24 protein-coding genes and 4 tRNA genes are annotated in these 24,979 nt (G+C 59.6%); 12 read left to right on the top strand and 16 right to left on the bottom strand.

Features of this window, described 5'->3' with window-relative positions; all coding sequences use genetic code 11:
• Positions 1-10 precede the first annotated feature (10 nt).
• From prsR to GRI97_RS12510, 3 genes are read right to left on the bottom strand one after another with little or no spacing between them, the layout of a single operon-like run.
• Positions 11-1,375: a PEP-CTERM-box response regulator transcription factor gene (gene prsR, locus GRI97_RS12520; RefSeq protein WP_161391501.1), complete on the bottom strand. Its 1,365-nt coding sequence runs from the start codon at positions 1,373-1,375 to the stop codon at positions 11-13.
• A complete protein-coding gene (gene prsK / locus GRI97_RS12515) occupies positions 1,375-3,492 on the bottom strand; it encodes an XrtA/PEP-CTERM system histidine kinase PrsK (protein WP_161391500.1) in 2,118 nt (705 codons plus the stop codon). Before prsK ends, prsR begins: the two co-directional genes overlap by 1 nt.
• Complete coding sequence (locus tag GRI97_RS12510; protein WP_161391499.1) at positions 3,489-4,874, bottom strand: TIGR03013 family XrtA/PEP-CTERM system glycosyltransferase; 1,386 nt, start codon at positions 4,872-4,874, stop codon at positions 3,489-3,491. The genes prsK and GRI97_RS12510 overlap by 4 nt, the downstream gene beginning before the upstream one ends.
• Before the next feature lie 210 nt (positions 4,875-5,084).
• Between GRI97_RS12510 and GRI97_RS12505 the strand changes: the two genes are divergently transcribed.
• A complete protein-coding gene (locus tag GRI97_RS12505; protein WP_161391498.1) occupies positions 5,085-5,465 on the top strand; it encodes a hypothetical protein in 381 nt (126 codons plus the stop codon).
• 43 nt (positions 5,466-5,508) lie between these two features.
• Here GRI97_RS12505 and GRI97_RS12500 read toward each other — a convergent pair.
• The 3 genes from GRI97_RS12500 to efp form a co-directional block, all read right to left on the bottom strand.
• Positions 5,509-5,592 (bottom strand) — tRNA-Leu (locus GRI97_RS12500).
• A gap of 57 nt (positions 5,593-5,649) precedes the next feature.
• On the bottom strand, positions 5,650-6,471 hold the full coding sequence (locus GRI97_RS12495; RefSeq protein WP_161391497.1) for an inositol monophosphatase family protein: 822 nt from the start codon (positions 6,469-6,471) through the stop codon (positions 5,650-5,652).
• Positions 6,472-6,648: 177 nt separating this feature from the next.
• On the bottom strand, positions 6,649-7,212 hold the full coding sequence (gene efp, locus GRI97_RS12490; protein WP_161391496.1) for an elongation factor P: 564 nt from the start codon (positions 7,210-7,212) through the stop codon (positions 6,649-6,651).
• A gap of 126 nt (positions 7,213-7,338) precedes the next feature.
• Here efp and GRI97_RS12485 point away from each other — a divergent pair, with 126 nt between their 5' ends.
• Complete coding sequence (locus GRI97_RS12485) at positions 7,339-7,674, top strand: elongation factor P (protein WP_161391495.1); 336 nt, start codon at positions 7,339-7,341, stop codon at positions 7,672-7,674.
• A gap of 46 nt (positions 7,675-7,720) precedes the next feature.
• Here the strand turns inward: GRI97_RS12485 and thiE are convergent, their stop codons facing one another.
• Positions 7,721-8,332: a thiamine phosphate synthase gene (gene thiE / locus GRI97_RS12480; RefSeq protein ID WP_161391494.1), complete on the bottom strand. Its 612-nt coding sequence runs from the start codon at positions 8,330-8,332 to the stop codon at positions 7,721-7,723.
• 212 nt (positions 8,333-8,544) lie between these two features.
• Here thiE and GRI97_RS12475 point away from each other — a divergent pair, with 212 nt between their 5' ends.
• The gene (locus tag GRI97_RS12475) at positions 8,545-8,937 is read left to right on the top strand and encodes a hypothetical protein (protein WP_161391493.1); all 393 of its coding nucleotides are present in this window, start codon (positions 8,545-8,547) and stop codon (positions 8,935-8,937) included.
• 62 nt (positions 8,938-8,999) lie between these two features.
• Here the strand turns inward: GRI97_RS12475 and GRI97_RS12470 are convergent, their stop codons facing one another.
• Genes GRI97_RS12470 through tkt form a run of 3 tightly spaced genes read right to left on the bottom strand, consistent with a single transcriptional unit; the run spans position 9,000 to position 13,200 of the window.
• Positions 9,000-10,199, bottom strand: coding sequence for a phosphoglycerate kinase (locus GRI97_RS12470; protein WP_161391492.1), 1,200 nt, complete (start codon positions 10,197-10,199; stop codon positions 9,000-9,002).
• Positions 10,200-10,209: 10 nt separating this feature from the next.
• Positions 10,210-11,217 (bottom strand): type I glyceraldehyde-3-phosphate dehydrogenase, encoded by a 1,008-nt coding sequence (gene gap, locus GRI97_RS12465; RefSeq protein WP_161391491.1) that lies wholly within the window; start codon positions 11,215-11,217, stop codon positions 10,210-10,212.
• 15 nt (positions 11,218-11,232) lie between these two features.
• On the bottom strand, positions 11,233-13,200 hold the full coding sequence (gene tkt, locus GRI97_RS12460; protein WP_407924101.1) for a transketolase: 1,968 nt from the start codon (positions 13,198-13,200) through the stop codon (positions 11,233-11,235).
• A gap of 254 nt (positions 13,201-13,454) precedes the next feature.
• On the opposite strand from tkt, the gene GRI97_RS12455 reads away from it, so the two are divergent.
• From GRI97_RS12455 to GRI97_RS12440, 4 genes are all read left to right on the top strand, one after another.
• On the top strand, positions 13,455-13,622 hold the full coding sequence (locus tag GRI97_RS12455; protein ID WP_161391489.1) for a hypothetical protein: 168 nt from the start codon (positions 13,455-13,457) through the stop codon (positions 13,620-13,622).
• Positions 13,619-13,915, top strand: coding sequence for a cell division protein ZapA (locus tag GRI97_RS12450; protein WP_161391488.1), 297 nt, complete (start codon positions 13,619-13,621; stop codon positions 13,913-13,915). The genes GRI97_RS12455 and GRI97_RS12450 overlap by 4 nt, the downstream gene beginning before the upstream one ends.
• A gap of 228 nt (positions 13,916-14,143) precedes the next feature.
• Positions 14,144-14,731 (top strand): 5-formyltetrahydrofolate cyclo-ligase, encoded by a 588-nt coding sequence (locus tag GRI97_RS12445; RefSeq protein WP_328598547.1) that lies wholly within the window; start codon positions 14,144-14,146, stop codon positions 14,729-14,731.
• Positions 14,731-14,943: a DUF2842 domain-containing protein gene (locus GRI97_RS12440; protein ID WP_161391486.1), complete on the top strand. Its 213-nt coding sequence runs from the start codon at positions 14,731-14,733 to the stop codon at positions 14,941-14,943. Before GRI97_RS12445 ends, GRI97_RS12440 begins: the two co-directional genes overlap by 1 nt.
• A gap of 124 nt (positions 14,944-15,067) precedes the next feature.
• Here the strand turns inward: GRI97_RS12440 and GRI97_RS12435 are convergent.
• Positions 15,068-15,144 (bottom strand) — tRNA-Asp (locus GRI97_RS12435).
• 180 nt (positions 15,145-15,324) lie between these two features.
• Positions 15,325-15,401: transfer RNA gene (locus GRI97_RS12430), tRNA-Asp, on the bottom strand.
• Positions 15,402-15,585: 184 nt separating this feature from the next.
• On the opposite strand from GRI97_RS12430, the gene GRI97_RS12425 reads away from it, so the two are divergent.
• The gene (locus GRI97_RS12425) at positions 15,586-15,975 is read left to right on the top strand and encodes a hypothetical protein (protein ID WP_161391485.1); all 390 of its coding nucleotides are present in this window, start codon (positions 15,586-15,588) and stop codon (positions 15,973-15,975) included.
• Between the two features lie 22 nt (positions 15,976-15,997).
• On the opposite strand, the gene GRI97_RS12420 is transcribed toward GRI97_RS12425, so the two are convergent.
• The 4 genes from GRI97_RS12420 to thyA all read right to left on the bottom strand — a co-directional run bounded on the left by GRI97_RS12420 (position 15,998) and on the right by thyA (position 20,699).
• On the bottom strand, positions 15,998-17,284 hold the full coding sequence (locus tag GRI97_RS12420; protein WP_161391484.1) for a dihydrolipoamide acetyltransferase family protein: 1,287 nt from the start codon (positions 17,282-17,284) through the stop codon (positions 15,998-16,000).
• Between the two features lie 5 nt (positions 17,285-17,289).
• Positions 17,290-18,345, bottom strand: a complete 1,056-nt coding sequence (locus GRI97_RS12415; protein ID WP_161391483.1) for an alpha-ketoacid dehydrogenase subunit beta — start codon at positions 18,343-18,345, stop codon at positions 17,290-17,292.
• Complete coding sequence (locus tag GRI97_RS12410) at positions 18,342-19,634, bottom strand: thiamine pyrophosphate-dependent enzyme (protein WP_161391482.1); 1,293 nt, start codon at positions 19,632-19,634, stop codon at positions 18,342-18,344. The genes GRI97_RS12415 and GRI97_RS12410 overlap by 4 nt, the downstream gene beginning before the upstream one ends.
• Before the next feature lie 111 nt (positions 19,635-19,745).
• Positions 19,746-20,699 (bottom strand): thymidylate synthase, encoded by a 954-nt coding sequence (gene thyA, locus GRI97_RS12405; protein ID WP_161391481.1) that lies wholly within the window; start codon positions 20,697-20,699, stop codon positions 19,746-19,748.
• 282 nt (positions 20,700-20,981) lie between these two features.
• Here thyA and GRI97_RS12400 point away from each other — a divergent pair, with 282 nt between their 5' ends.
• The 4 genes from GRI97_RS12400 to GRI97_RS12385 all read left to right on the top strand — a co-directional run bounded on the left by GRI97_RS12400 (position 20,982) and on the right by GRI97_RS12385 (position 24,882).
• Complete coding sequence (locus GRI97_RS12400) at positions 20,982-21,833, top strand: class I SAM-dependent methyltransferase (protein WP_328598559.1); 852 nt, start codon at positions 20,982-20,984, stop codon at positions 21,831-21,833.
• 83 nt (positions 21,834-21,916) lie between these two features.
• Positions 21,917-21,993 (top strand) — tRNA-Pro (locus GRI97_RS12395).
• A 308-nt stretch (positions 21,994-22,301) separates the two neighbouring features.
• A complete protein-coding gene (locus GRI97_RS18915) occupies positions 22,302-24,119 on the top strand; it encodes an HAD-IIIC family phosphatase (protein WP_161391479.1) in 1,818 nt (605 codons plus the stop codon).
• Entirely contained in the window at positions 24,112-24,882 is a 771-nt protein-coding gene (locus GRI97_RS12385) for a polysaccharide deacetylase family protein (RefSeq protein ID WP_161391478.1), read from the top strand. Before GRI97_RS18915 ends, GRI97_RS12385 begins: the two co-directional genes overlap by 8 nt.
• The last annotated feature ends 97 nt before the right edge of the window (positions 24,883-24,979 follow it).

Here is a 24,979-nt window from a genome sequence, read left to right as displayed (position 1 = left end):
CGGTCGCAGGTCAGACCTGCAGATCATACTGCTTTAGCAGATCATACAGCGTCGGCCGGCTGATCCCGAGCAGCTTTGCCGTGCTGGAAATATTGCCTTCACTACGGGCCAGAGCATGGCGGATCATCCGGCGATCCGATTTTTCCCGTGCGCTCTTCAGGTTGAGGGCATCGCCATCCTCCTGATCCGGATCTTCCAGATCAAGATCGGCAGCAGCAATCAGCTTTCCGTCAGCCATGATGACCGCGCGTTTCACGCGATTTTCCAGTTCCCGCACATTGCCTGGCCAGTTCCAGGCATCGATTGCCGACAGCGCATCGGGGGCAAACCCCGTCACCTGGGGATTCATCTCTTTGGCAAACCGCTTCAGGAAGGCCTTGGCCAGCAAGGTGGGATCGCCCGGACGTTCGGCAAGGGCGGGAATTTTCACCACCACTTCTGCCAATCGATAGAACAAATCCTCTCGGAAGCGCCCGTCAGTGATCATCGTTTCAAGATCCTGGTGCGTGGCGCAAACAATGCGGGTATCCACGGCAATGGTCTTGCGCCCTCCCAGACGTTCGATGGTCCGTTCCTGCAGGAAGCGTAGCAGCTTGACCTGCAACTGCAGCGGGATGTCCCCCACTTCGTCGAGAAACAGCGTCCCGCCATTGGCCTGTTCGATCTTGCCCTCGGTCGTCTTCACCGCACCGGTAAATGCACCCTTTTCATGGCCGAACAGTTCACTTTCAAGCAGGTTTTCCGGTATCGCTGCGCAGTTGATCGCCACATAAGCGCCCTTGGCGCGGTTGCTCGCGTCATGCAGTCCGCGTGCCAGCAACTCCTTGCCCGTACCACTGGCGCCCAGCAGCATGGCCGAAACGTTAGTGTTGGCGATCCTTTCGATGGTTCGCGCCACCTTCACCATTTCCGGGGCAGCCGTGATCAAGCCGCCCAACACCCTGTTCCCGTCGCCGGTCTTTTCCGCGAGCACGCGGTTTTCGGCTTCGATCTGGTGCAGGTTGAAGGCACGGCGGACGATCAGGCCCAGTTGTTCGATATCCACCGGCTTCTGATAGAAATCATAAGCCCCCTGTTCGATCGCCAGAAGCGCGCTTTCCCTGGCGCCGTGACCACTGGCAACGATGACCTTGGTATCGGGCTTCATTGCCATGATCTCGTTCAGCACAGCAAAGCCTTCGCTCGTTCCATCCGGATCGGGCGGCAGGCCGAGATCGAGGGTTACCACAGCAGGTTCCTCCGCCCGCAAGGCCGCAATCGCACTGGCGCGATCGCCCGTGATGACGACCTCGAAATCTTCATACGCCCATTTCAACTGCGCCTGCAGGCCCTGATCGTCTTCGACGATCAGAAGTTTCGGTTTGTTGTCGGCCATCATGCTACCTCGGCGCTGTTCTGTCGGATTGTTCTGGGGCTTTCGAGCAGATGGTTGGCGGCCAGCGGTATGCGCAGGATGAAGCGCGTTCCCATACCTTTCCTGGATTCGACATCCACCCGCCCGCCCATCGCGCGCACCAGTTCCCGTGCCTCAAATGCGCCAATGCCAAAGCCGCCAGGTTTGGAGGAATGGAAGGGCTTGAACAGCCGGGTGCGGACGAATTCGCTGCTCATGCCATCGCCGGAATCGATCACTTCGATAACGGCGAGATTGTCTTCGATGCGATGGTCCAGAAGGATCGGGCTGCCTTCCGGGCTCGCCTCCAGAGCATTCTGCACCAGATGAACCAGCGCCTGATCGAGCGCTTCAACGTCAGCCATAACCAGGCATGCGGGCCTGTCGGGGACCACCACATTGGCCTGTCCACGATATCGGCGTGCAATGCCTTGAAGCACATCACGCAGGGCCGCCGGGACAGAATGTTCACCGCCATGTGCACCATAGCGGCCAAGCCTCGCGAGCAGCGCTTGCAGCTTGTCGGCACTGTTGCGCAGGGTAATCAGCATGTCTTCCCGGAATTCCGGTTTTTCGGCATGTTTTTCCGCATTGGTCGCCAATAGCGACAACTGGCTGGCCAGGTTCTTGATGTCGTGCATCACGAAGGCGATGCGCCGGTTGAATTCATCGAAACGCTGCGCTTCGCTCAATGCATCTTGGCTTGCCTGTTCTGCCAGATAGCTGGCCAATTGCCGCCCCACCACCCGCAACAGATCGAAATCTTCCCAATCCAGCAGCCGTGCGGCAGGTGGTCGGGAAAGCACGATCACCCCAACCAGCCGACCATAATGCAGCAGCGGAACCAGCGCCCAGGCGTCTTCATGCAGCATCAGCCAATCGGGCTGCGCGGTGGGCGGAACAGCGCTGTTTCGGCCTGTGCGAATCTCATCGAGATCCAGAATGAAATTGTTGTCTTCGAAAAACCGCTGCGCATCGAGCCCGATCGCGTCGGGCGGAACATCGATCGTGTCCCATTGCCATCTGGTGTCGAGCGTAAGGAGTCCATCCTCGCGCGGCGTTAACAACAGGCCGGAGGGGCTGTCCGTGATATCGGCCACGGCCTGGATAATGCGTTCACGCAGCGGCGGCGCGGAGGCCCCTGCCCTGCCTATTGTGTCGGTAAATCTCAGCCATTCAGCCCGATAGTCATAGCGGTGCTGGAACAGATTCTTGATCAGGGTGACCCGCAGAGCGCTACGCAATCTGCGTGACGACAGACCAATGATCGCCACGACGCACGCAACCACCAGCACCCCCGCCTGCACCACTTCGGCCCAGTCCGTCCACGCGTGAGCCATGCTCTGCGCAATGAGGTCCATGACCAGCAGATAGCCACCGATCACCAAAAGCGAGAAAGACTGAAACGCAAAGGACCGCGACGGGCGGAAGCGAAGATTGGCGCCGCGCCGGGCAGCGCCAAGGGCGAGCAGCGTAACCGATACGAGCACGACCGTTGTCCGCATGGCAACCAGCAGGCGGGGCGTGCTTTCCCCCAGATAAGCAATGGTCGAAAGGTTGAGGTCGTACAGCCACAACAGCGCCAAGGACGCAGCCGGCCAGCGCAGCGCTTCGCGTGCCTGCACATTTGCCCCAACATAGAGATTGTGGACCAGCACGAGGGCGCCCACGCAGAACAACAAGCGGAACGAGAAAGTGAAGCGCAGCAAGAGTCCGTCAGTAATCGCCCCACCGTCAAAACTGACGCTGGCCAGTGCCAGGGCGATTTGCAGCAGTTCCACGAATGCCAGAGCCAGCACGACCATGCGAACCGGGCCGGCCGATCCTTCACGCGCATTCGTCCCGAACAATCGGTAAACCACCCACAACCAGGCCAGATAGTTGAGGCTGAGCAGGGTTATGGTAACCGTATCAAGCGAGCCCCGAAGGCAGTCCGCAACGGCCCAGCAGGCCGTGAGAACGAGCGCGGAGACTGTCGCCCGCACGGCTGGCCCCCGGTCCCCCTTGCGCGCAGCGACCCAGCCGGCCAGCGCCAGTGCCAGAACCACCGTGAGCAGGTAAGAAAGCTGTATCGCCAATATGATGGCGTGAGCGGTCATCTGGCGCCTTCGGACCAGAGAATGACGCGCAGAGTCTGCAGCAGGATCAGCAGGTCGAGGAAGGGCGTATAATTCTTTGCATAATAGAGATCGAATTCGAGCTTGTGCCGGGAATCTTCGATCGATGCGCCATAGGGATAGTTGATCTGCGCCCAGCCGGTGATCCCGGGTTTAACCATGTGGCGTTCTGCATAATAGGGCAGCCGGTCTTCCAGATCCTCAACGAATTGCGGCACCTCAGGGCGTGGACCGACAAAGCTCATCTGCCCTTTCAGCACGGTGTAGACCTGTGGCAGTTCATCGATCCGCACCTTGCGGATGAACCTGCCCAGCCGTGTTATCCGAGGATCGTTTTCTGCCGCCCATTTCGCGCCGTCCTTTTCCGCATCGGTCCGCATGGAGCGCAGTTTGATCAGTTGGAACGGCTGGCCATAGAGCCCCACCCGAGTCTGGCGGAAAAACGCCGGGCCCTTGCTGTCGAGCTTCACCAGCACGGCAAAGATCAGAATTACCGGGAGGGTCAAAACAAGCAGCAGCATGCTGGCGCAAATGTCGAAGGTTCGCTTGGCGAAGCTGGAAATCGCCCGACCGGAAGAAAAGCCATCGGAAAAGATCAACCAACTGGGATTGAGCGTGTCGAGATCGACCCGCCCGGTTTCACGTTCCAGGAAGCTGGAAAAATCATTTACGTGGACGCCGGTCGTCTTGATCCGCAGCAGATCCTTGAGCGGCAGCGCATTGCGGCGCTCCTCAAGGGCGAGAACCACCTCGCTTGCACCCAGATTCGCTACGAAACCCGACATGTCGGGAACCGCAGAACGTGCAATCGCTTCCGGAATGACGGGCTGGCTTTCGGTCATGCCGATGTAGCCGACGATGGTGAAGCCGCTGCCCGGCTTTTCGCTGAGCTTCCGCAGACGATCTGCGCGCAGACCCGCACCAAGTACCACCACCCGGCGGCGGAATGCCGACGCCCCGAGAATGCCGCCGACAATCAGGCGATTGAGCATCAGCAGCGCAATCGAAAAGCCCATCGCGTAGAGCAGTGTCGAACGCCAGAACGTCTTTCCCGGCATAAGGAAATCGAGGAGCGCCAGCGCGATAATCGAAAGGCTGACCGCCACCAGAAGCCTGGCACACGCGAAACGCATGGAGCGCAAAGCTTCGCTGCCATAGACGCCGACCGAGATCATTGCCGAGATCACAACCACGGAAAAACCACCGAGCATCGCAAGGCGATCGGCAAGCAGGCCTTGATCCATCCCGATCTGGGCCGCGCGCAGTTTCCACGCCAGATCGCCGCTGACAAACAGCAACATGAAATCGATCAGGCCCAGCAGCAGCACGGCGTGCGGAACGTAATGTTTGAAAAGTCTGACCATTGCTCCAGCCGGCTGCGTCTGACGGTGATGACAGACACCTCCGCTTATCGCCAAGATGTGAAATGTCGGTAAACTTTACAGCATCGGCTTCCTGTTCAAAGGATGGCGACGCAGGGCGCGTTAACCATAAAGAGCGAAAAGATCGTTAATAGGTCGCCCCTAATGCACATGGGCATGGCACGTCCCCCTTTGCATATGAGCGGATCGCCGATGGAACGCGCACGCGCGACACGTTCCGCATCGATGACCCGCAAGACGACTTTCGCTGCGATAACGGTGGTCGTGGTCGCCACAGCGGCGTCTTTCCTGCTCGACAATTTCGGCAGCAGCAACAGGCAGCCAGAACCTATTGAAGCCGGATATGTGACTGCGCCCATCGAGGTGCCGCAGGCGGATTCACCCATTGCACCCGTAGAGCCTCAGACAGTCTGGGCCGACGAAGGCGACGATGCCGGCGTGTTCTATGAGGACAACATCGTCGAGGAATCCGATGGCGATGCCATGATGATACCGCCGGATGACGGAACAGGTCAGATGACCTACTCATCTTCGGACATCGTGACGATGCCCCCCGAGTTCGATGAACCGTAACGACACATACCGCGTTGGCTGCATCGTTCAAATGCCTTGAAAATGGTGCCCCTGGCCAGACTCGAACTGGCACTCCCGAAGAAACTCGATTTTGAGTCGAGCGCGTCTACCATTCCACCACAGGGGCTCCGCAATCAGCGGCAACTAGCTGGCTCTTTGCTCCAATTCAAGCAAATGCGCAGCCTTATGCTTTCAGCGCACCGGCGACCAGCTTGTGCAGACGCGAATGCAGCGGATCATTGGCCGCAATCACCTGCGAAGCGCAAATCGCATCGGAGCGGCCGCGGTAATCGGTGACAAAGCCACCGGCTTCGCGCACCAGCAAGCAACCTGCAGCCGTGTCCCAAGGGGAAAGATCGCTTTCCCAAAAGCCGTCGAAACGGCCAGCCGCAACCCAGGCCAGATCCAGCGATGCCGCGCCGAAACGACGGATGCCCGCCACCTGAGGGCCGATCGCGCCGTAGATCTTCTGCCATTCATCAAAGTCGCCATGCCCCTGATAGGGCATGCCCGTGGCAATCAGGGCTTCGGACAGATGCCGACGCCCGGATACGCGCAAACGACCATCATGCAGCCAGGCTCCGCGCGACTTTTCCGCCCAGAAGGTCTGGTCGGTGATCGGCTGATACACGACACCGGCAATGACATCGCCCCACCCCGACCCATCAAGCAGCGGCTCCTGCGCTGCGATCGAGATTGCAAAATGCGGAATGCCATGAAGGAAATTGCTCGTGCCATCGAGCGGATCGATGATCCAGCGTGGCTTGGTCGGATCACCTTCAATAGTGCCGGCTTCTTCCATGACGAAACCCCAATCCGGGCGCGCAGCGCGCAGTTCGTCCCAGATCGTGCGTTCCGCCTGCTGATCGGCCTTGGACACGAAATCCGATGGACCCTTGCGGCTGACCTGAAGGTGTTCGACCTCCCCGAAGTCGCGGCGCAGGCGGCTACCGGCCTTGCGGGCGGCCTTTTCCATGACGCGAATGAGACCGGATATGGCAGCCATCGGGCACTTCCTTGTTTTTGGTTCGTGTATCCCGTGCGCCTGAAAACAGGGCGGCGCCGGATATGCAAGGGCGGAGCGGTCGGGTGAACCCTGGTTCACCCGACCGGATCAGCCTGAATTGTTGTGCGGATGCCGACCGAGCAATGTTCCGATCAGTCGACATGCCTGCAATTTGGATCAGCTGGCCTTACCGACATAGCTGCGCTCGTAAACGTCAACCACGATGCGGGTACCGCTCTCGATGTGCGGCGGAACCATAACCCGCACGCCATTTTCAAGCACGGCAGGCTTGTAGCTCGAACTGGCAGTCTGCCCCTTCACCACGGCGTCGGCTTCGACGATAACCGCCTCGACCTGTTCCGGCAGCTGGACGGAAATGGGCTTTTCCTCCCACATTTCCAGCATCACCTCCATGCCATCTTCCAGGAAAGCAGCCGCATCACCGATCAGATCGGTCGGCAGCTGAATCTGGTCATAGGTGTCCTTGTCCATGAACACCAGCATGTCGCCTTCGGCGTAAAGGTACTGAAAATCCTTGGTATCCAGACGCACACGTTCGATCGTGTCAGCACTGCGGAAGCGGACATTGGTCTTGCGACCGTCCTGCAGGTTTTTCATTTCAACCTGCATGTAGGCACCGCCCTTGCCCGGCTGCGTGTGCTGGATCTTGGCAACCTTCCAGATGCCGCCTTCGTATTCCAGGATGTTGCCGGGACGGATGTCCACGCCGCTGATCTTCATCGCTCAACCTTCGATATCGGGAAATTGTGCCGCGCGCCCTACCCTTTTGACGCGTTCATGGCAATGCAAGCGACAACACGCTATGCTGGTTGGATGCACAAATCTATCATTCGATCATTGCTAGCGGTGGCACTGATCAGCCCCGCCGTTGCTGTTGCGCAAAATCGGGGGCCGATCGACACTCTGCCGCGCGGACAATATGTTTGCGAGTTGCCCGGCAATGCAGGCGGGCGGGTTGGAGTCGTGCAGCCGGACGACAGCTTCGCGATCGAAAACGCATCCCGCTACAGTTCGAAGAAGGGCGCTGGCACCTATTTGCGGCGCGGTGATCGGCTGACATTTACCAGCGGAGCACGATCGGGCGAAACCTACGCCATCATTTCAGACGGATTTCTGCGTCGGATGGAAGGAAATCAGCCGGGTCGCCTGCGGTGCGTGCGCGAAGGGTCAGAGCAAGGATGATGCGATGCGCCCCCGCTTTCAGTAAAGTGGGGGCGATCGGTTCAATTCAGGCGAGCAATTTGGTGAAAGCCTGGACCGCTTTTGCTTCGTCGCCACCCCAAACAGCGTTGCTCACTGCCAGAAAATCAGCCCCTGCACTGATCAGCGGGCTGCAATTTTCAGGGGTAATCCCTCCAATCGCAACGCAAGGTATTTCCATCATCTGCTGCCACCATTCGAGCAATTCCAGCTCTGGCCGATGCTCGCTGCTCTTCGTGGTACTGGGAAAGAAGCTTCCGAAGGCGACATAATCAGCACCCGCATCGCCTGCGTCCATGCCCATATGTCGACTGGCATGGCAGGTAACGCCTATCTGAGCCTCCCGGCCCAGCTCTTCACGGGCGAAACGCACATCGCCGTCCTTCTGCCCGAGATGCACTCCATCGGCCTTCAACCGCTTGGCGAGCGATATGCTGTCATTGACGATGAAGGCCACATCCGCTTCGCGACAAATATCATGCAGCGGAGCCGCCAATTCTGCCGCAGCATGGGGATCCACATCCTTCACGCGGAACTGAAACGCCGCGACAGGCCCCGCCCCCAGAGCATTTTCAAGACGGCGTGGAAAGCTGCCCCCCACATCGAGGGGCGAAATCAGGTAAAGTTGGCAATCAGACATCAGACGCCCTTATCCGCACTGCGCCTGCACGCCCAGCCCTTTCTGGAACGGATCCCGACCGGATTTCATCGGATCGCCGCTCTATTTTCTTTTGTTTGTCGCGCCTTTCCAGTCAGCAGATGATGTCACCCGCGAAATCGCGCTTACGGATCGCCATGAATCCTGGCTATTTGTTCACGTGACTGAAAGCTGGCCTGCCGTTAGATACTGCGGTGAAAAGCGCCGTTAGCCTCGCCCTTGCAATTCTGCTTGCAGGCTGCACCCAGACGGTGCCTTCCGCCACTCATGAAAACTCCACGCCAGCCCCGCAGCCTGCAGCAGCGGGTTTCGATCAGGAACAGCGGGTGGGCAGATTGATAGTCACGCCCCTGGCCCTGATCGAAGACAGTCGGTGCCCGATCAATGCGATATGTGTATGGCAGGGACGCCTCATCCTGTCCGCGCGGGTTGCGCTTAATCGGCAGGTCGATACTGTTCGGCTCACTTTGCGGGAACCGAAGAAGGTCCATGGCCGAACCATCACCCTGGAAACCGCAACCCCCAACAGGCAATCGGGTGTCGTAATCGCACCGGGCGACTACCGCTTCGGTTTCAGCGGCGGATAGTAGGATAGAGGTGTGCGGCCCCCGACCGACCTATGTGGTCAGCCGGGCTACTGCATGCGTGTTCAGGCCTGCAGAATGGCCACGCCAGGCAGAACCTGACCTTCCATCCATTCGAGAAATGCCCCACCTGCCGTTGAAACATAACTGAAATCGCCAGCAACACCGGCCTGATTGAGCGCCGCAACGGTATCACCGCCGCCAGCAACAGAGACCAGCGATCCTTCCTTCGTAAGGGCAGCGGCAACCCTTGCCAGCGAAACCGTGGCAACGTCGAAAGGTTGCGTTTCGAACGCACCGAGCGGACCATTCCAGACCAGCGTACGGCAGGTTTTCAACACATCGGCCAGAGCTTCCACGGCATGCGGCCCGATGTCGAGAATCATCTCATCCTCTGCCACTTCGTGAACATTGCAAGTCCGCAGGCTTGGCGGATTGGCGGCAAATTCCTTTGCCACGACCACATCATAGGGCAGATGCACGGTGCAGCCGGCGCGATCGGCCGCGTCCATGATCGCCTCTGCCGTGGCAGCCAGATCATGCTCGCACAGCGATTTTCCGACATTGACCCCACGACCAGCAAGGAAGGTGTTGGCCATGCCACCGCCGATGATCAGGTGATCGACCTGACCCACAAGATGTCGCAGCACTGCCAGCTTGGACGACACCTTGGCGCCACCCACGACTGCAGCCACTGGCTTTTCCGGGGCGCCAAGCGCCTTGTCCAGCGCTTCGAGCTCCTTCTGCATGGAACGCCCGGCAAAGGCGGGCAGAATGCGGGCCAGACCTTCTGTACTGGCGTGTGCACGATGCGCGGCAGAGAAGGCATCATTGACGTAAAGATTCGCGTTGGCAGCGATACTGGCGGCGAATTCCGGATCATTTGCCTCTTCACCCGGCCAGAACCGGGTGTTTTCCAACAGACCGATGTCGCCATTGCCGAGGATGCCGATGGCCTGAGCCGTTACCGGGCCGGCGACTTCCGGAATGAACATCACTTCGCGGCCAAGCACATCCTCAATGTCGCCCTGCACCATGCTGAGCGACATCGCCGAATGACGTGCCCCCTTCGGACGCCCGAAATGCGCGAGCAGCAGCACCTTGGCGCCGGCATCGGCCAGTTCCAGGATGGTTGGCGCCACTGCCCGTGCCCGGGTCAGATCGGTAGCACGGCCATCGGCCATGGGCAGGTTCAGGTCCACACGGACGAGAACCACCTTGCCGGTGAGTTCACCGATGTCGTCGAGCGTCTTGAAGGAGGCCATCAGTCGTTCCTCAGATCAGGCCAGCCATCAATCCGGCGGTATCGATCATGCGGTTGGAGAAGCCCCACTCATTATCGTACCAGGACACAACGCGAGCCAGCTTGCCTTCCAGCACGGCGGTTTCCAGGCTGTCGACGGTCGAGCTGGCGGGGAAGTGGTTGAAGTCGCTGCTGACCAGAGGCTGGTCCGTGTAGGCGAGCACGCCCTTCATTGAACCTTCGGCGGCAGCCTTGAGCAGAGCATTGAGTTCTTCTGCCGTGGTATCGCGGCCCGGAACGAAGGTCAGATCGACGAGACTGACATTCGGGGTCGGCACGCGAACCGACGAACCGTCCAGCTTGCCCTTCAGTTCGGGCAGAACCAGCCCAACCGCACGGGCAGCGCCAGTGGTGGTCGGGATCATGTTCACCGCACCGGCGCGGGCACGACGCAGATCGCCATGGATCTGGTCCAGCATGCGCTGATCATTGGTGTAGGAATGGATCGTGGTCATGAAACCGCGTTCAATGCCCACGGCATCATTCAGCACCTTGGCCACCGGTGCCAGGCAGTTGGTGGTGCAGCTGGCGTTCGACACGATGATGTCGTCGGCGGTCAGGCTGGCATGGTTCACGCCATAGACGATAGTGGCCGAAACGCCGGTCGCCGGGGCGGAAATCAGCACGCGCTTGGCACCGGCATCCAGATGCGGCTTCGATGCTTCGTGCGACTGGAAGAAGCCCGTGCATTCCAGCACGAGTTCGATGCCCATTTCCTTGTGCGGCAGCTTGCCCGGATCGCGTTCCTTGGTGACGGCAATACGCTTGCCGTTAACCGTGATGCTGTCATCGTCCGACGTCACCGTGCCGGGAAAACGGCCGTGCGTGCTGTCGTAGGCGAACAGCAAGGCGTTGTCCTTCGGGGAAGCGAGATCGTTGATCGCAACCAGTTCCAGATCGTGATCGTCACGTTCCAGAAGCGCCCGTGCGACGAGCCGACCGATGCGGCCGAAGCCATTGATCGAAACCTTGGTCGTCATGGAAAGAACTCCTGATCAGTTGCCGAGCTTGGCAAGGATTTGCGGAACAATGGCTTCTGCGCTGAAGCCGAAATGCTTGAACAGAACCTCTGCCGGGGCGGAGGCGCCGAAGCGGTCGAGACCGATATTGAGACCATTGGCCCCAGTCACTGCCTGCCAGCCCAGCGTGACGCCCGCTTCGATCGATACGATCAGCGCGTCGGCCGGAAGCAGTTCTTCGCGATATGCCTGGTCAGCCTGCTGGAACAGTTCGACACAGGGCATGGAAACCACGTCTGCGCCAATGCCCTGTTCTTCCAGAACCTTGGCGGTATCGACTGCCACCGAAACTTCCGAACCCGTGGCAACCAGCACAACCTTGCGTGCGGCAGTAGCCGGCTTCAGCAGATAGCCACCCTTGGCCGAACGGTTGGTCTGACCCGTCCATTCCGCATCGCCTTCACCGCGCACCGCAGGCAGGTTCTGACGCGACAGGGCCAGCACCGACGGTGTTTCGGTGGTCTGCAGTGCCAGCGCCCAGCACTCAGCCGTTTCGATGGCGTCGGCAGGACGATAGACATTGAGGTTCGGAATCAGGCGCAGGCTCATGACATGTTCCACCGGCTGGTGGGTCGGGCCATCTTCACCAAGGCCGATCGAATCATGCGTCATGACATAAACGACGCCGGTTTCCTGCAGTGCCGACATGCGGATCGCGTTGCGGGCATAATCGCTGAACACCAGGAAGGTGCCGCCATAGGCCACGACGCCGCCATGCAGCGAAAGACCGTTCATGGCCGCTGCCATGCCGAATTCGCGAATCCCGTAATACAGGTAACGCCCGTCATAGCTGCTGGCGGTCAGCGGCGTGGTTGCGCTGGTCTTGGTGTTGTTCGAACCGGTGAGGTCAGCCGAACCGCCGATCAGCTGCGGCAGCGCTTCGGTTAGCGGGCCAAGGGCCATTTCCGATGCCTTGCGGCTGGCCACCTTGGGCTGATCCTTGGCCAGACCGCGGATGAAATCCTGCAGCGCCGGTGCAGCCTTGTCGGCAACGCTGCTCAGCTGCTGTTCGAAATCAGCCTTCTTGGCGCTGGCTTCGAGCCGGGCCTGCCAGGCGATGTTCGCTTCTGCGCCGGCTGCACCCAGTGCGCGCCAGTCGGCCAGGATATCGGCCGGCACGACGAAGGGTTCGGCTTCCCACCCCATTTCAACACGTGCGGCAGCCACTTCATCGGCACCGAGCGGCGAACCATGCACGGACGATGTGCCCTGCTTGTTAGGCGCGCCCTTGCCGATGATCGTCTGGCAAGCGACCAGCGAAGGACGCGGATCGGCCAGCGCTTCATCGATTGCGCGGCGGATATCGGCCGGATCGTGCCCGTCGCAGCTGACGGTATGCCATTTTGCCGAACGGTAACGTTCCGGCACGTCTTCGCTCGACGACAGGCTGACTGCGCCATCGATGGTGATGCGGTTATCGTCCCACAGCACAATCAGGTTCCCAAGGCCGAGATGGCCGGCAAGCCCGATGGCTTCGTGGTTGATGCCTTCCATCATGCAACCATCGCCAGCAATCGCCCAGGTGCGGTGATTGACCAGCTCATCGCCGAACTTGGCATTGAGGTGCCGTTCCGCGATCGCCATGCCCACAGCCATTGCGAGGCCCTGCCCCAGTGGTCCCGTGGTGCATTCGACGCCTTCAAGAAGGAAGTTTTCCGGATGGCCGGCGCAAGGGCTGCCGAGCTGACGGAAATTGCGAATGTCGTCCATCGTGGGCTGCGCATAACCGGTCAGGTGCAGCAACGCGTAGGTGAGCATGGAGCCATGACCGGCCGACAACACGAAACGGTCGCGATCCGGCCATTTCGGATCGGCTGGGTCAAAACGCAGATAATCCGACCAAAGCACCGTCGCGACATCGGCCATGCCCATCGGCATGCCCGGGTGGCCGATGTTCGCCGCCTGCACCGCATCCATGGACAGGGCGCGGATCGTATTGGCCATTCCGGCAAGGCGGGCGGGATCAGCTGGCATGTAACAAGGCTCCGGAAATTACTGATGAAGGACCGCGATTCGGTTGCGCGTTCCTTGCGGAGCGGGTGCCGCCACGTCAAGCGGCGCGCGGCGTTGCGACCAGCGGTTGTCGTTAAAGGGCGAAGCAGAGGCTTATTCACAGCTCACCTGGGCAAAGCATTGCTTCGCAAGGCAGTTTTTGTTACGTCCACTGCGTAATGGATGCCGAGCGGATAAAGCGGGCTATGGCCCGTATCGAAACAGCAGCGGAACGAGTCGAAGCCGCACTTGCCGCACGTGTGCTTGTCAAAGCGCAGGATTTGCAGCTGCAGCAAAACTATGAGGCGCTGCGTGCCGAGGCGCATGCAGCACTGACCGATCTCGATCGACTGATTGGATCCATCGAGCGATGAGCAATGCTTTCCTGACAATCGGTGGCCGTGAGTATACGGTTGCCTGCGGTGATGGCGAGGAACGCCATATCGCCAGCCTTGGGGCCCAGATCGACGGCAAGCTGGCCCAGATGCCCGGTGTGGCCGGCCAGTCCGAAGCACGTACCCTGCTCTATGCGGCGTTGCTGCTGGCGGATGAATTGCATGAATTGAAGAACGCCAGAACGGCCATCCAACCGGAAATCGTCGAATCCATGGCCGATTGGCTGGAAAGTCTTGCAGCACGCCTTGAGAGTGAACTGCCAAGCGCCTAGATAGAGGGTGGCGGGACTGCCCGGCACGAGCCGTTGAGAATATCCCTGAGGCTATAAGCAATCCATGGGAGTTGTCCCTGCCCGGACCACGGGTTCGTCCTGGTGGTTCGGTGCATACGGCGCCCACCTGACGTCGAGGCGTCAGAGGATTTCTCGGAAAACGACCAATGGTGGTTCCGCCACTTTCCCGATAGCGCAATGCTATCGGGAAATCGGAGGAGAACCGAGGTGAGTGAAGATATTGCCGCGCGCAAGGCAGCCCTGCGCACGGAACTGCGGCGCAAGCGGCGCGATCATGCCGCATCGCTGCCACCTGAAGTCAGCGCATTGGTGTTCAACCGCCCGCCGGGCGTGGTGCTGGACATGGTTCCGGAAAATGCCTCCATTGGCTTCTACCGCGCGGACCCAGGCGAAGCGCCTGCCGGATCCTACATGAAGTTCTTCTTCGAACGTGGCCATCGGCTGGCGCTGCCCCGCGTTACCAAGATTTCTGAACCCATGGTTTTTCACCATCACGCCGATCCTTTCGACGAAGGCGATCTGGTCGATGGCCCGCTCGGGCTGCGCCAGCCGCGCGCGGATGCGCCGATAATCGAACCGGATGTCCTGTTCATGCCGCTGTTGGGATTCGACCGGACCGGGCAACGCCTCGGCCAGGGGGGCGGTTTTTATGATATCTGGCTTGCCGCCCACCCTAGCACGATTGCGATCGGCATGGCCTGGGACGTGCAGGAAGTCGAAGATCTGCCACTGGAGTCGCACGATATGCCGCTCGCCGCGATTATCACCCCCACCCGTCTGCTCGGGCCGTTCTGATGCGGGATGGGCCGACCCTGCGGATCCCGTTTGGCATATTGCTGCTGCTGGCCGGGCTCACCCTCTACGTGATGGGCGTCGTCTGGGCTTCTCAATGGATCGAGCGTGTACCCGTTCTGGTGCAGACGATCATCTACCTTGCGCTGGGCATCATATGGCTGCTGCCTTTGCGCCGCTTCCTGATCTGGATGGAAACCGGGCGCTGGCGGTGATCGGCGGGCAGATGTTATCAGGCTGCCGATCACATCTGTCGCCTTCGCATGACACCGCATGCGATGATTTGCTTGTGAGCTTTCAGCGGCAAGCCGTTAAATTTGTTCTAAAGAAAGTCCCAAGTGGCGCGAGTGACGGGGCTCGAACCCGCGACCTCCGGCGTGACAGGCCGGCGCTCTAACCAACTGAGCTACACCCGCATAAAGTGGTGCTGCACCGCTTGGGAGAGGCGCCTCTAAGGGACACCAAGAAGCCTGTCAACGACTCCTGAAAAATCTTTCGACAAAGCCGCCAAGCCAGACGAAAAATGGGCAAAAGCCGCATCATCCGGCAGGCAATACTGCCGAAAGAGCCATTCAGTTTATGAAGAATGTCCCAAGTGGCGCGAGTGACGGGGCTCGAACCCGCGACCTCCGGCGTGACAGGCCGGCGCTCTAACCAACTGAGCTACACCCGCATAATGGTGCTGCACCGCTTGGGAGACGCGCCTCTAAGGGAGGGTCTTTGAGCTGTCAACACAGACTTGGACCAGTTTTTCATTCCGTTCGAAAAACTTGCGATTCCCCTGCTTAACTTTCTGTTGGGAGCTTGCCCTTTATATCGCGCGCAGGCGGCTGCTGCCGCGAAAAGGGGGAATTCGCATGCGCTGGACCTTGGTCTGTGCAGCATTATGCGCTGCGCAACCGCTCGCTGCTCAAAGCGGCGTGGTGGTGGAAAGCTCGATTTTCGTTGAAGATGGTCAGCGGCTGAGCCAGCTGGAACCGTCAGCAGAACTGATGCGCGGTGACCGCGTGATCACCGTGATGCGCTGGAAGGCGCCGGCACGCGGCAGCTATACAGTCACCAATCCCATTCCGCGGCGATTGGCTCTGGAAAGTGCCAGCCGGGGAAATTTTGAAGTTTCCACCGATGGCGGCACGAATTGGCAATTGGTATCCAACCCGGAACGCATGCCGCAGGGGGTGACCCACATGCGCTGGAGAACCGGCGCAGGAGAAGGTCGATTGACCTATCGTGCGGTCGTGCGCTGATCCGTACTATCCAGTCCCTTGATTATCCGACCAGCAAGAGCGACGGCGTTTCGATCAGCCGCTTTACCGCCTGCGCGAATGCGGCAGCGTCATAACCGTCAACCACCCGGTGATCGCAGCTGATCGAGATGTTCATCAGCTTTCGCCGTGCAATGCGTTCTCCTCCGCTATCATCGCGCACAAACATGGGCCGCTCCACGATCCGGTTGGGCGCAAGAATCGCCACTTCCGGTCGGTTGACGATCGGGGTCGAGGCAATGCCTCCCAGTGGTCCAAGGGATGACAGGGTGAAGCTCGATCCTGAAAGCTCACTGCTTTGGGCGGTGCCATTGCGGGCAGCCTCTGCCAGGCGCGCGATTTGGGCAGCCAATTGCCAGAGGTTTTTGGCCTGGGCATCGCGAATGACCGGGACCATCAGGCCGGCATCCGTCATGGTCGCCACGCCCAGATGCACCGCGCCAAGCCGGGTAATGACATTGGCCTGATCATCATAATGTGCGTTAAGCATCGGGAAATTGGCCAATTCCCGACAGATCGCGGCAATCAGTAACGGCAGCATTGTCAGGCGCGGACGTTGCGCGCCGCCTGATTCGCGGGTTGCATTCAGTTCTGCGCGCACCTTTTCCAGTTCGGTGACATCGCATTCCTCGACATAAGTGAAATGCGGGATATGCCGCTTTGCCGCAGCCATGTTTTCAGCAATGCGCCGCCGCAGGCCCACCACCTTGACCGTCTCATCTGCGCGAACCGCTCCGCTGACGGCATACCCCTGTCTGGCGTTGTAAGTGATAAAGGCATCCAGATCGGCATGGCGCACCCGTCCATCCGCAGCCGGCCGCACATCCGCAAGATCAATGCCGAGATCACGAGACCGCTGCCGTACAGCCGGGCTGGCAAGCACTCGCTGGTCCGCAACACGACGGTCGTGCGAGGCTTCGACCTTGCTGTCATCAAGAGCGGGCGACGTTTGGGGAACAGCTGCCGGGGGAGCTTCAGGCATCCCGCCAGCATCTGCGGCCGCAACTGCTGACAGTGATTCACTTCCCTGAGGTTCAGGCGCTTGTGTCGCCTCGGTCTCAAGCACCACCAAGGGGGTGCCGATGGCGATCACATCACCCACCTCACCGGCAATTTCGATTACCTTGCCAGCCACCGGGCTTTCCATCTCCACGGTAGCCTTGTCCGTCATCAAATCCGCGATACGCCCATCTTCGGCTACGTGATCGCCAAGCTTTACATGCCAAGCAACAATCTCTGCCTGGGCAATGCCTTCGCCAACATCGGGCAAGTTGAATGTGAAACGCGCCATCGCTGTTACTCGCTCAGAAGCTTGTCGATACCTTCGCCGACACGGACAGGCCCGGGGAAATAGGCCCATTCAAGGCTGTGGGGGTAAGGGGTATCAAAACCCGTCACCCGCTCCACCGGCGCCTCAAGGTGATAGAAGCATCTCTCGGTCACCAATGCGGAAAGTTCCGCGCCAAAGCCCGATGTCCGTGTGGCTTCATGTACGATCAGGCAGCGACCGGTCTTGCGCACGGATTTTTCGATCGCCTCGATATCAAGTGGAACCAAAGTGCGCAGATCGATGATTTCGGCGTCTACCGCCTTTTGCCGGCACACCGCCTCGGCCACATGCACCATAGTCCCGTAAGCCAGCACCGTCAGCGCGTCCCCCGCCCTCACGATCCGGGCCTGGCCAAGCGACACGGTGTAATGGCCTTCAGGAACATGGGCGTCGGGGTGCCCCTTCCACGGTCGGGTCGGCTGGTCGTAATAGCCGTCGAACGGTCCATTGTAGATGCGCTTGGGTTCGAAGAAGATCACCGGATCATTGTCTTCGATCGCAGCGATCAACAGACCCTTGGCGTCATATGGCGTGCTCGGGACAACGGTTTTCAGCCCCGCCACATGGGTGAACAGAGCCTCCGGGCTCTGACTATGAGTTTGCCCCCCAAAAATGCCGCCACCAAAAGGTGTGCGCACGGTCATCGGAGCAATGAATTCCGCCGCCGAACGGTAACGCAGCCGTGCTGCCTCTGACACCAGTTGATCAAGCCCAGGATAGATATAGTCGGCGAACTGAATTTCCGGCACCGGGCGCAAACCGTAGGCCCCCATCCCCACCGCGACACCAATGATGCCGCATTCGCTGATTGGCGTGTCGAACACCCGGGTCTTGCCGTGCTTTTCCTGCAGTCCTGCCGTTGCGCGGAACACGCCGCCGAAATAGCCGATGTCTTCCCCCAACAGGATTACATCGGGATCGCGTTCCAGCATGATGTCGAGTGCCTCGTTTATCGCCTCGATCATGGTGAGATCGCGCGTATCACCTGCTGGGGTTCTCGAGATGGATTCGACCTCACTCATGCGGTGTCTCCATCCGGGTATTTGACGCGCCTTTCGTGGACCGCCTGCGCGGCCTGTTCCTTCAGATGCCAGGGCTGATCTTCAAACACATCCTCAAACATGGTTCGATCCGGTTGGTGCAAACCATGGCCCAGAATGCCATTCTTTTCCGCTTCCCGGGTGGCAGTTTTCACCTGTTCATCCAGTTCACCATCCATGGATTCATGCTGGGCGATCGACCATTCGCCGATGGCGATCAGATGATCGCGCAACCGTGCAATCGGATCCCCCAACGGCCATTCCACACCCTCCTGGGCGCTGCGATAGGCCGTGGGATCATCGGAGGTGGAATGGCCTTCAGCGCGGAAAGTGAAATATTCGATCAGCGTCGGCCCGGCGTTCGCCCGGGCACGGTCAGCCGCCCACCGCTGCGCAGCGTAAACGGCCAAGACGTCATTCCCATCGACCCTGAGCCCTGCAATGCCATATCCGATAGCCCGGGCTGCGAAGGTGGCCCGCTCCGCACCGGCAAATCCGGAAAAGCTGGATATCGCCCATTGGTTGTTGACGATATTGAAGATGACAGGTGCGTTATAAACGGCCGCGAACAACAGCGCGGAATGGAAATCCCCTTCTGCAGTCGAACCTTCGCCAACCCAGCCAACCGCAATCTTGCTGTCACCCCGGGACGCGCTGGCCATGGCAAAGCCGGTCGCCTGCGGCAGTTGCGTGGCAAGATTGCCGGATATGGTGAAGAAATTGACCGATTTCGCCGAATAGAGGATCGGCAATTGCCGGCCTTTCAGCTTGTCGGCGCGATTGGAAAATATCTGGTTGATCATGTCCACCAGAGGGTATCCCCTGGCGATCAGGCAGCCTTGCTGACGATAGGATGGAAAGATCATGTCCTCGAAATCGAGCGCATGGGTCGCCGCTATCGAGGTTGCCTCTTCACCCGAGCACTTCAGGTAGAAGCTTGTCTTGCCTTGCCGTTGCAGCCTGTACATCCGACTGTCGAACGCGCGGATCAAAGCCATTTCTCGCAGAATGCGCCGCAGTTGATCGGGAGCAAGCCGCGGGTTCCATGGCCCCTGCGCCTGATGATCATCATCCAGCACCCGCACAAGATCGGTGCAGAGCGCGAAGGTCTCCCGCGGATGGCAGCTTTCATCCGGCCGCGGCTGCAACCCGGCATGAGGAATGACGAGATGCGTGAAATCAACCTTGTCGCCGGGCCGGAACAAGGGTTCGGGAACATGCAACGACAGGCGCGGTCGGTTCTGCCGCGTGGCAGCGTCATGTTCGGCCATCGCATTCTCCCATGGCGCTAATGCGGCGTCTTGGGACGCCTTTCGATGATCTTGCGCCTTCCTGCTCAAATATTGGTTTCAGTTGTTACCGTCAACAATCCTACAGCAAAGTTATACCGCCACCGGTGCGCGGATAGCGCCCTGCGGCTGATAGTCACGCACGACAAAATTTTCGAAGCGATAGGAAAAGATCGATTCCGGAACATCGATCAAATCAAGCACCGGGGCGCCATCCGGTTCCCGCGCCAGTTGCTCTGCCACCAGATCACCGTGGTTGAGGTAGAGATGCGTATCGCCCCCTGTCCAGACAAGTTCACCCGGTTCCAACCCGGCCTGAGCCGCGATCATGCGCGTGAGCAGTGCCGCACCGAACAGATTGAATGGCAGCCCCAATGCGACATCGCAACTGCGCTGGAACAGCAGGCAGTTGAGCCGCCCCCGCCCGACGTGAAACTGATAAGTCTTGTGGCATGGTGGCAAAGCCATCTGGTCAAGCTCGGCGACGTTCCATCCTTCGATGATATGGCGGCGGCCACCGGGATTGTCGCGTAATCCTGCAACCAATTGATCGATCTGGTTGATCCCTGGCCCTGAACGATAGAGTCCGTCGCCGGCCGGTTGGTACGTCGGCCAATCGACCCATTGCTTGCCATAAACCGGGCCCAGATCACCCCAGCGCAACGCGAATGCATCATCAGCCACGATTCGTCGCTCGAAATCATCCTGCGAGATATCCTCACCGCTGACCTGCCGATATTTTGCCAGTGGCCAGTCACTCCAGATCGTCACCCCTTCCTGCAGCAAGGGGCGAATATTTGTGTTGCCGGTGAGGAACCACAGCATTTCCCGCGCCGCAGCCTTCCAGAAAACCCGCTTGGTGGTGAGCAGTGGCACCTTGCCACCAGACAGATCAAAGCGAATCTGTGGCCCAAAAATGGAGCGCGTTCCTACCCCTGTTCGATCAACCCGTTCATCGCCATGATCCCAGATATGACGCATCAGATCGAGATATTGCCACTCCCAATGGCGGGAATCGCGGGCGGCGTAGGGTGCAAATCCAAGCATGTCCGAGGGCTACCACCCGCAGGCTGGCCTTTCCAGTGGCCGCCGATTTGCGCGAAAGCCGTGCTCGCCAGACGGGAGGTACGAATGTATCACGATCTGTGAGGGCTTAACGACAACAGGAGTATCGTCATTCTCGTCCGCGACATCGCGCAGATCGGCGATCTTCTCGCCTGCCCGGGCTGTAAGGCACCTTTCCCCCATCAAACCGGCGCAGCACTGCAATGTGCAACGCCCGCCTGCCCCACAGGTGACAGCGCGGTACCAGTCATCGACGACACTTTGGTGCTGGTGGACTTTTCGCGCAGTTCGCTTGATCGCAGCGCCACCCTCGCCAGCGGCGGGGCCAGTACCGTGCAGCGGCAGCGTTGGCGTGAAGTCCTGGCCCGCACGGTGGATGGTCGCAACCCACTGGCCCGCACCTATGCCGACCGGATGATCGCCGACCTGACGAAAGCCGGAGGCGCACCCAGCCGGGTACTGGTCGTCGGCGGAGGCCAGATCGGCGATGGATCGGCGGCGCTCTACGCAGCCAGCGGGATCGAGATCATCGCTTTCGACATCTATCTTTCAGGTGACGTGACTTTCGTCGCTGACGCCCACGCCATTCCGCTGCGGGACAAGAGCGTCGATGCCGTTTGGGTGCAATCCGTGCTCGAGCATGTCCTTGATCCGGTTCAGGCTGTTGCCGAAATTCGCCGGGTGCTGAAGCCGGGCGGACTGCTGTTTGCGGATGCGTCCTTCCTGTGGCCCGTGAACGAAGGCGCGTATGATTACACCAGATGGACGCCGGCCGGCTTCCGCTGGTTGCTCCGCGACTTCGATATCATCGCCGGGGGGTCATCGTCCGGACCGGGTACGGCAACGCTCATGGCATTGCGCTACCTACTGCAGTCGATGCTTCGCAGCCGCAAGCTGGGGCAAATCGCCGCCTTCCCTTTCCTCTGGCTGCGCCTCCTTGACAGGCTATGTGATCGCCCAAGGGCCCTAGAGGCGGCCGGCGGACTGTCATATTATGCGCGCAAGGCGAAAACGCCGGCGCAGGCCCGCGACCTGCCGAACTTCTACAACCGCCTCCCAACCCTGCGAAAAGGAGAACTGCCCTCCTCAAGGGCAAATGAGGAGAAGATTTTTTAGTGGAAAAACCCCGCTTGCAAGTCTGAAAACCCGTCTCTATAGGCGCGGTCTGCCTGGCGCCGCACACTGTGTGGCGCATCGGTCGGGGAGTAGCTCAGCCTGGTAGAGCACTGTCTTCGGGAGGCAGGGGCCGGAGGTTCGAATCCTCTCTCCCCGACCAAACATTCCATTGATTTGCGACGATAATTTGCCCCTTTAGGGGTAACAATCTGCGGGATTGCCGCTTCATCGCAAACATCAACTCCATGCTTGGCCTGCTCTCAAAACTGGGTTCTTTGTTGCCAGCGGTTGCAGCTGGCTCCCCGTACCGCTTGCCTTTGCACCTGATCTGATGGACGAGCGCCCGATCGCTCTGCCTGCCAGCTCCATAAGTTGAAAAGCATATCAAGCTGTCCGACAGTGGCTGCGCGATTGCAGGTTCCAATTGTGCTGCCTAAATGTGGTGAGACTACAGCGTCAGGATAATTCGTGCAGGAAACAGTATGGCAATCGGACGCGGGTGGACGCGGGGGTGGCCTAAGCGCACCGATTCCTGCTGAATTTGGCGAATTCCGTGCTTCGGTAACTGCTCATGGCGGTCTGGTATGGAGCGAGCATTGCTCCGAATGCTCTTTCCCGGTCTGCCAGTTCACCTGTGCCTATTACACCCCTCGCCCCGATCTGATCTGCCAGCGCTTCGAAGCCGGGATTGAACAGGTCGGTTCCGATGACGCTCCGATCAGCCGCATCCTCTTTCGCAAATGGGGAAAGCTGGAGGCGCCGGGGCCGGCACGTTTCGTGTCTGCACGCTCGGGCAGCCTGTTGCGCCGGGTGGACAAGCATATCGGCCGAGCGCTGAAGGCCGCGCCCCTCCCGTTTCATCCAAAAACGCAATGGATCCGCCGGTGGAACGATCGCAAGGATCGTCTGCCTTCGGCGAGCAATATTTCGCCTCAGGCCTTTGTGGTTGAAGCATGGTCGCCGGCAGGGGCCACCATCCCCCTCACTCTTAGCTTCATTTCCGCCACCGACGAGCGCATGTTCCAGCGCAGTTTCACGGCCGGTGAAACCTATTCACGATTGTCAGTAGCTTATGCCGACATAGCCGGAGCGATTGATCTAAGCGCCCCCTATCTTGTCCAGATCGAACCGGTTGGAGACGCGGAGGGGCTGGAAATCTGTTTCGGGCTGATGGACTTCGTCGCCACCGACATTGTGGCCCCCGCACCCATTGCCCTGCCTGCAGATAACAGAATTCCGAAAGCCAAGGTGATAGTCTGGGATCTGGACAACACACTTTGGGATGGAACTCTCGTTGAGACCGGTGTCGATGGCCTGACCCTTCGCAACGATGTGGTGGAGGCTATTCGAGAATTGGACCGCCGCGGTATCCTGCATGCGGTTGCCAGCAAGAATGACGAAGCGGAAGCTTTAGCTGCCCTGGCCCATTTCGGCCTGCAGGATCTGTTTCTTGCGCCGCAGATCGGCTGGGGTCCGAAGAGCGATTCGATCTCCGCGATCGCAGCGGCACTCGATCTGGGGATCGACAGTTTCATCTTTGTTGACGATCAGCCATTCGAACGTGGCGAGGTGCAGGCCGCGCATCCCGCCATCGCTGTCCTGACACACGAAGATGCGCCTACGCTCCCCGGGCATCCCCGGTGCGATGTTCCCATTACCGCTGAAAGCGGGCGGCGGCGAGACATGTACCGTGCAGAAGCGCAGCGTCGAGAAGCCCAGGCTTTTCAGCCCACAGATTACCTTGGCTTTCTGATCGAGAGCGGCATTCACCTGACCATCACTGCGCTTGACGAGACCAATGTCGAGCGGGTCTACGAGTTGTCCCAGCGGACCAATCAGCTGAATTTCCGCGGAACCCGCTTCACCAGGCAGCAGGTCCAACACATGATCCATGATCCGCACCGGCTCGGCATGGTGCTAAGCTGCGACGATCGTTTCGGCGATTACGGCATCATCGGCTTTGCCGTGCTTGAGCCCGGCAGCGGGACATTGCTCGATTTCTTCATGAGTTGCCGCGTTCAGCGTAAGCATGTCGAGCATGCAGCCTTTGCCTATATGCTGGATGAGCTTCGCCGACATGGTCAAACACAGATGAAGGCACTGATGCGCCGCACCGACCGCAACCGCGCTTCATGCAGCCTGCTCGAAAACCTTGGTTTCGTCAGCCATCCGGGGAGCAATGGCGAAGAAATCTGGCATCGTGACACCGCCCAGCCTATCCCGCAGGCGGATGTGGTCCGGGTTACGGCATCGATCGTTTCGGCAGAGGAACCTGCCAGTGCCTGACCGCAAACCCTTCGGCACAAAACTGCGAGACTTCGTCAATTGGCGGCTCAGCCGCCATGTGCCGGTGAAGACGATGGCCAATCAGCTTGATCGGGCCATTGCCAGCTTCACTTTTGACGATTTCCCGCGTTCGGCCTTGACTATGGGCGGCAGCATCCTCGAACGCCACGGGGTTGTTGGCACCTATTACGTCGCTGGCTCCATGGCTGATACAGAGGCCAACGGCATTGAGTATTACCGGGCGGATGATCTTCCCGATCTGGTTCAGCGCGGACATGAGGTCGGCGACCATACCTTCGGCCATCTGCGGGTCACCGATCATGCGCGCGCTGCGCTGATGCAGGACGAAGTCGACAACCGCCGCTTCCTCAACGGCCATTTGCCCAATGTGATCGCGACCAGCTTCGCCTTCCCTTATGGCCTGGCTTCGCTGCGGACGAAGCATCATTTCTCCCGCCAGTTCGCCTGTGCTCGGGGGACAGGCTTTGGCATCAATCACGGCACGCTGGATCTCTCGCAGCTCCGCGCCGTCAGTCTGGAACGCGACGGGCCAGATTATGACCTGGCCGCACTGCTGGCTGACGCCAAGGCGAAACGTGCCTGGATCATTTTCTATACGCATGACGTTTCTGCAAACCCGAGCGCCTATGGATCGCATCCCGATGTACTGGAGCGCGCCGTGACCGCCTGCCTTGAGGCGGACATAGAAATCTTGCCGGTGCGCAATGCCCTGGCTCGCGCGTGCTTCGGAGCCTTGGGTTAGGGGTCGAAATTCATCGCAAACAATGCGACAGCGTTGCCACAACAGTCAAAACCCAGGGGCTGGCATTCCTTGCCGGCCGGATTTTCGGAAAGCGGAT

It is taken from the genome of Croceibacterium xixiisoli (assembly GCF_009827305.1).
GTDB classification, from domain to species: domain Bacteria; phylum Pseudomonadota; class Alphaproteobacteria; order Sphingomonadales; family Sphingomonadaceae; genus Croceibacterium_C; species Croceibacterium_C xixiisoli.
This window is presented reverse-complemented; position numbering and strand designations above follow the sequence as displayed.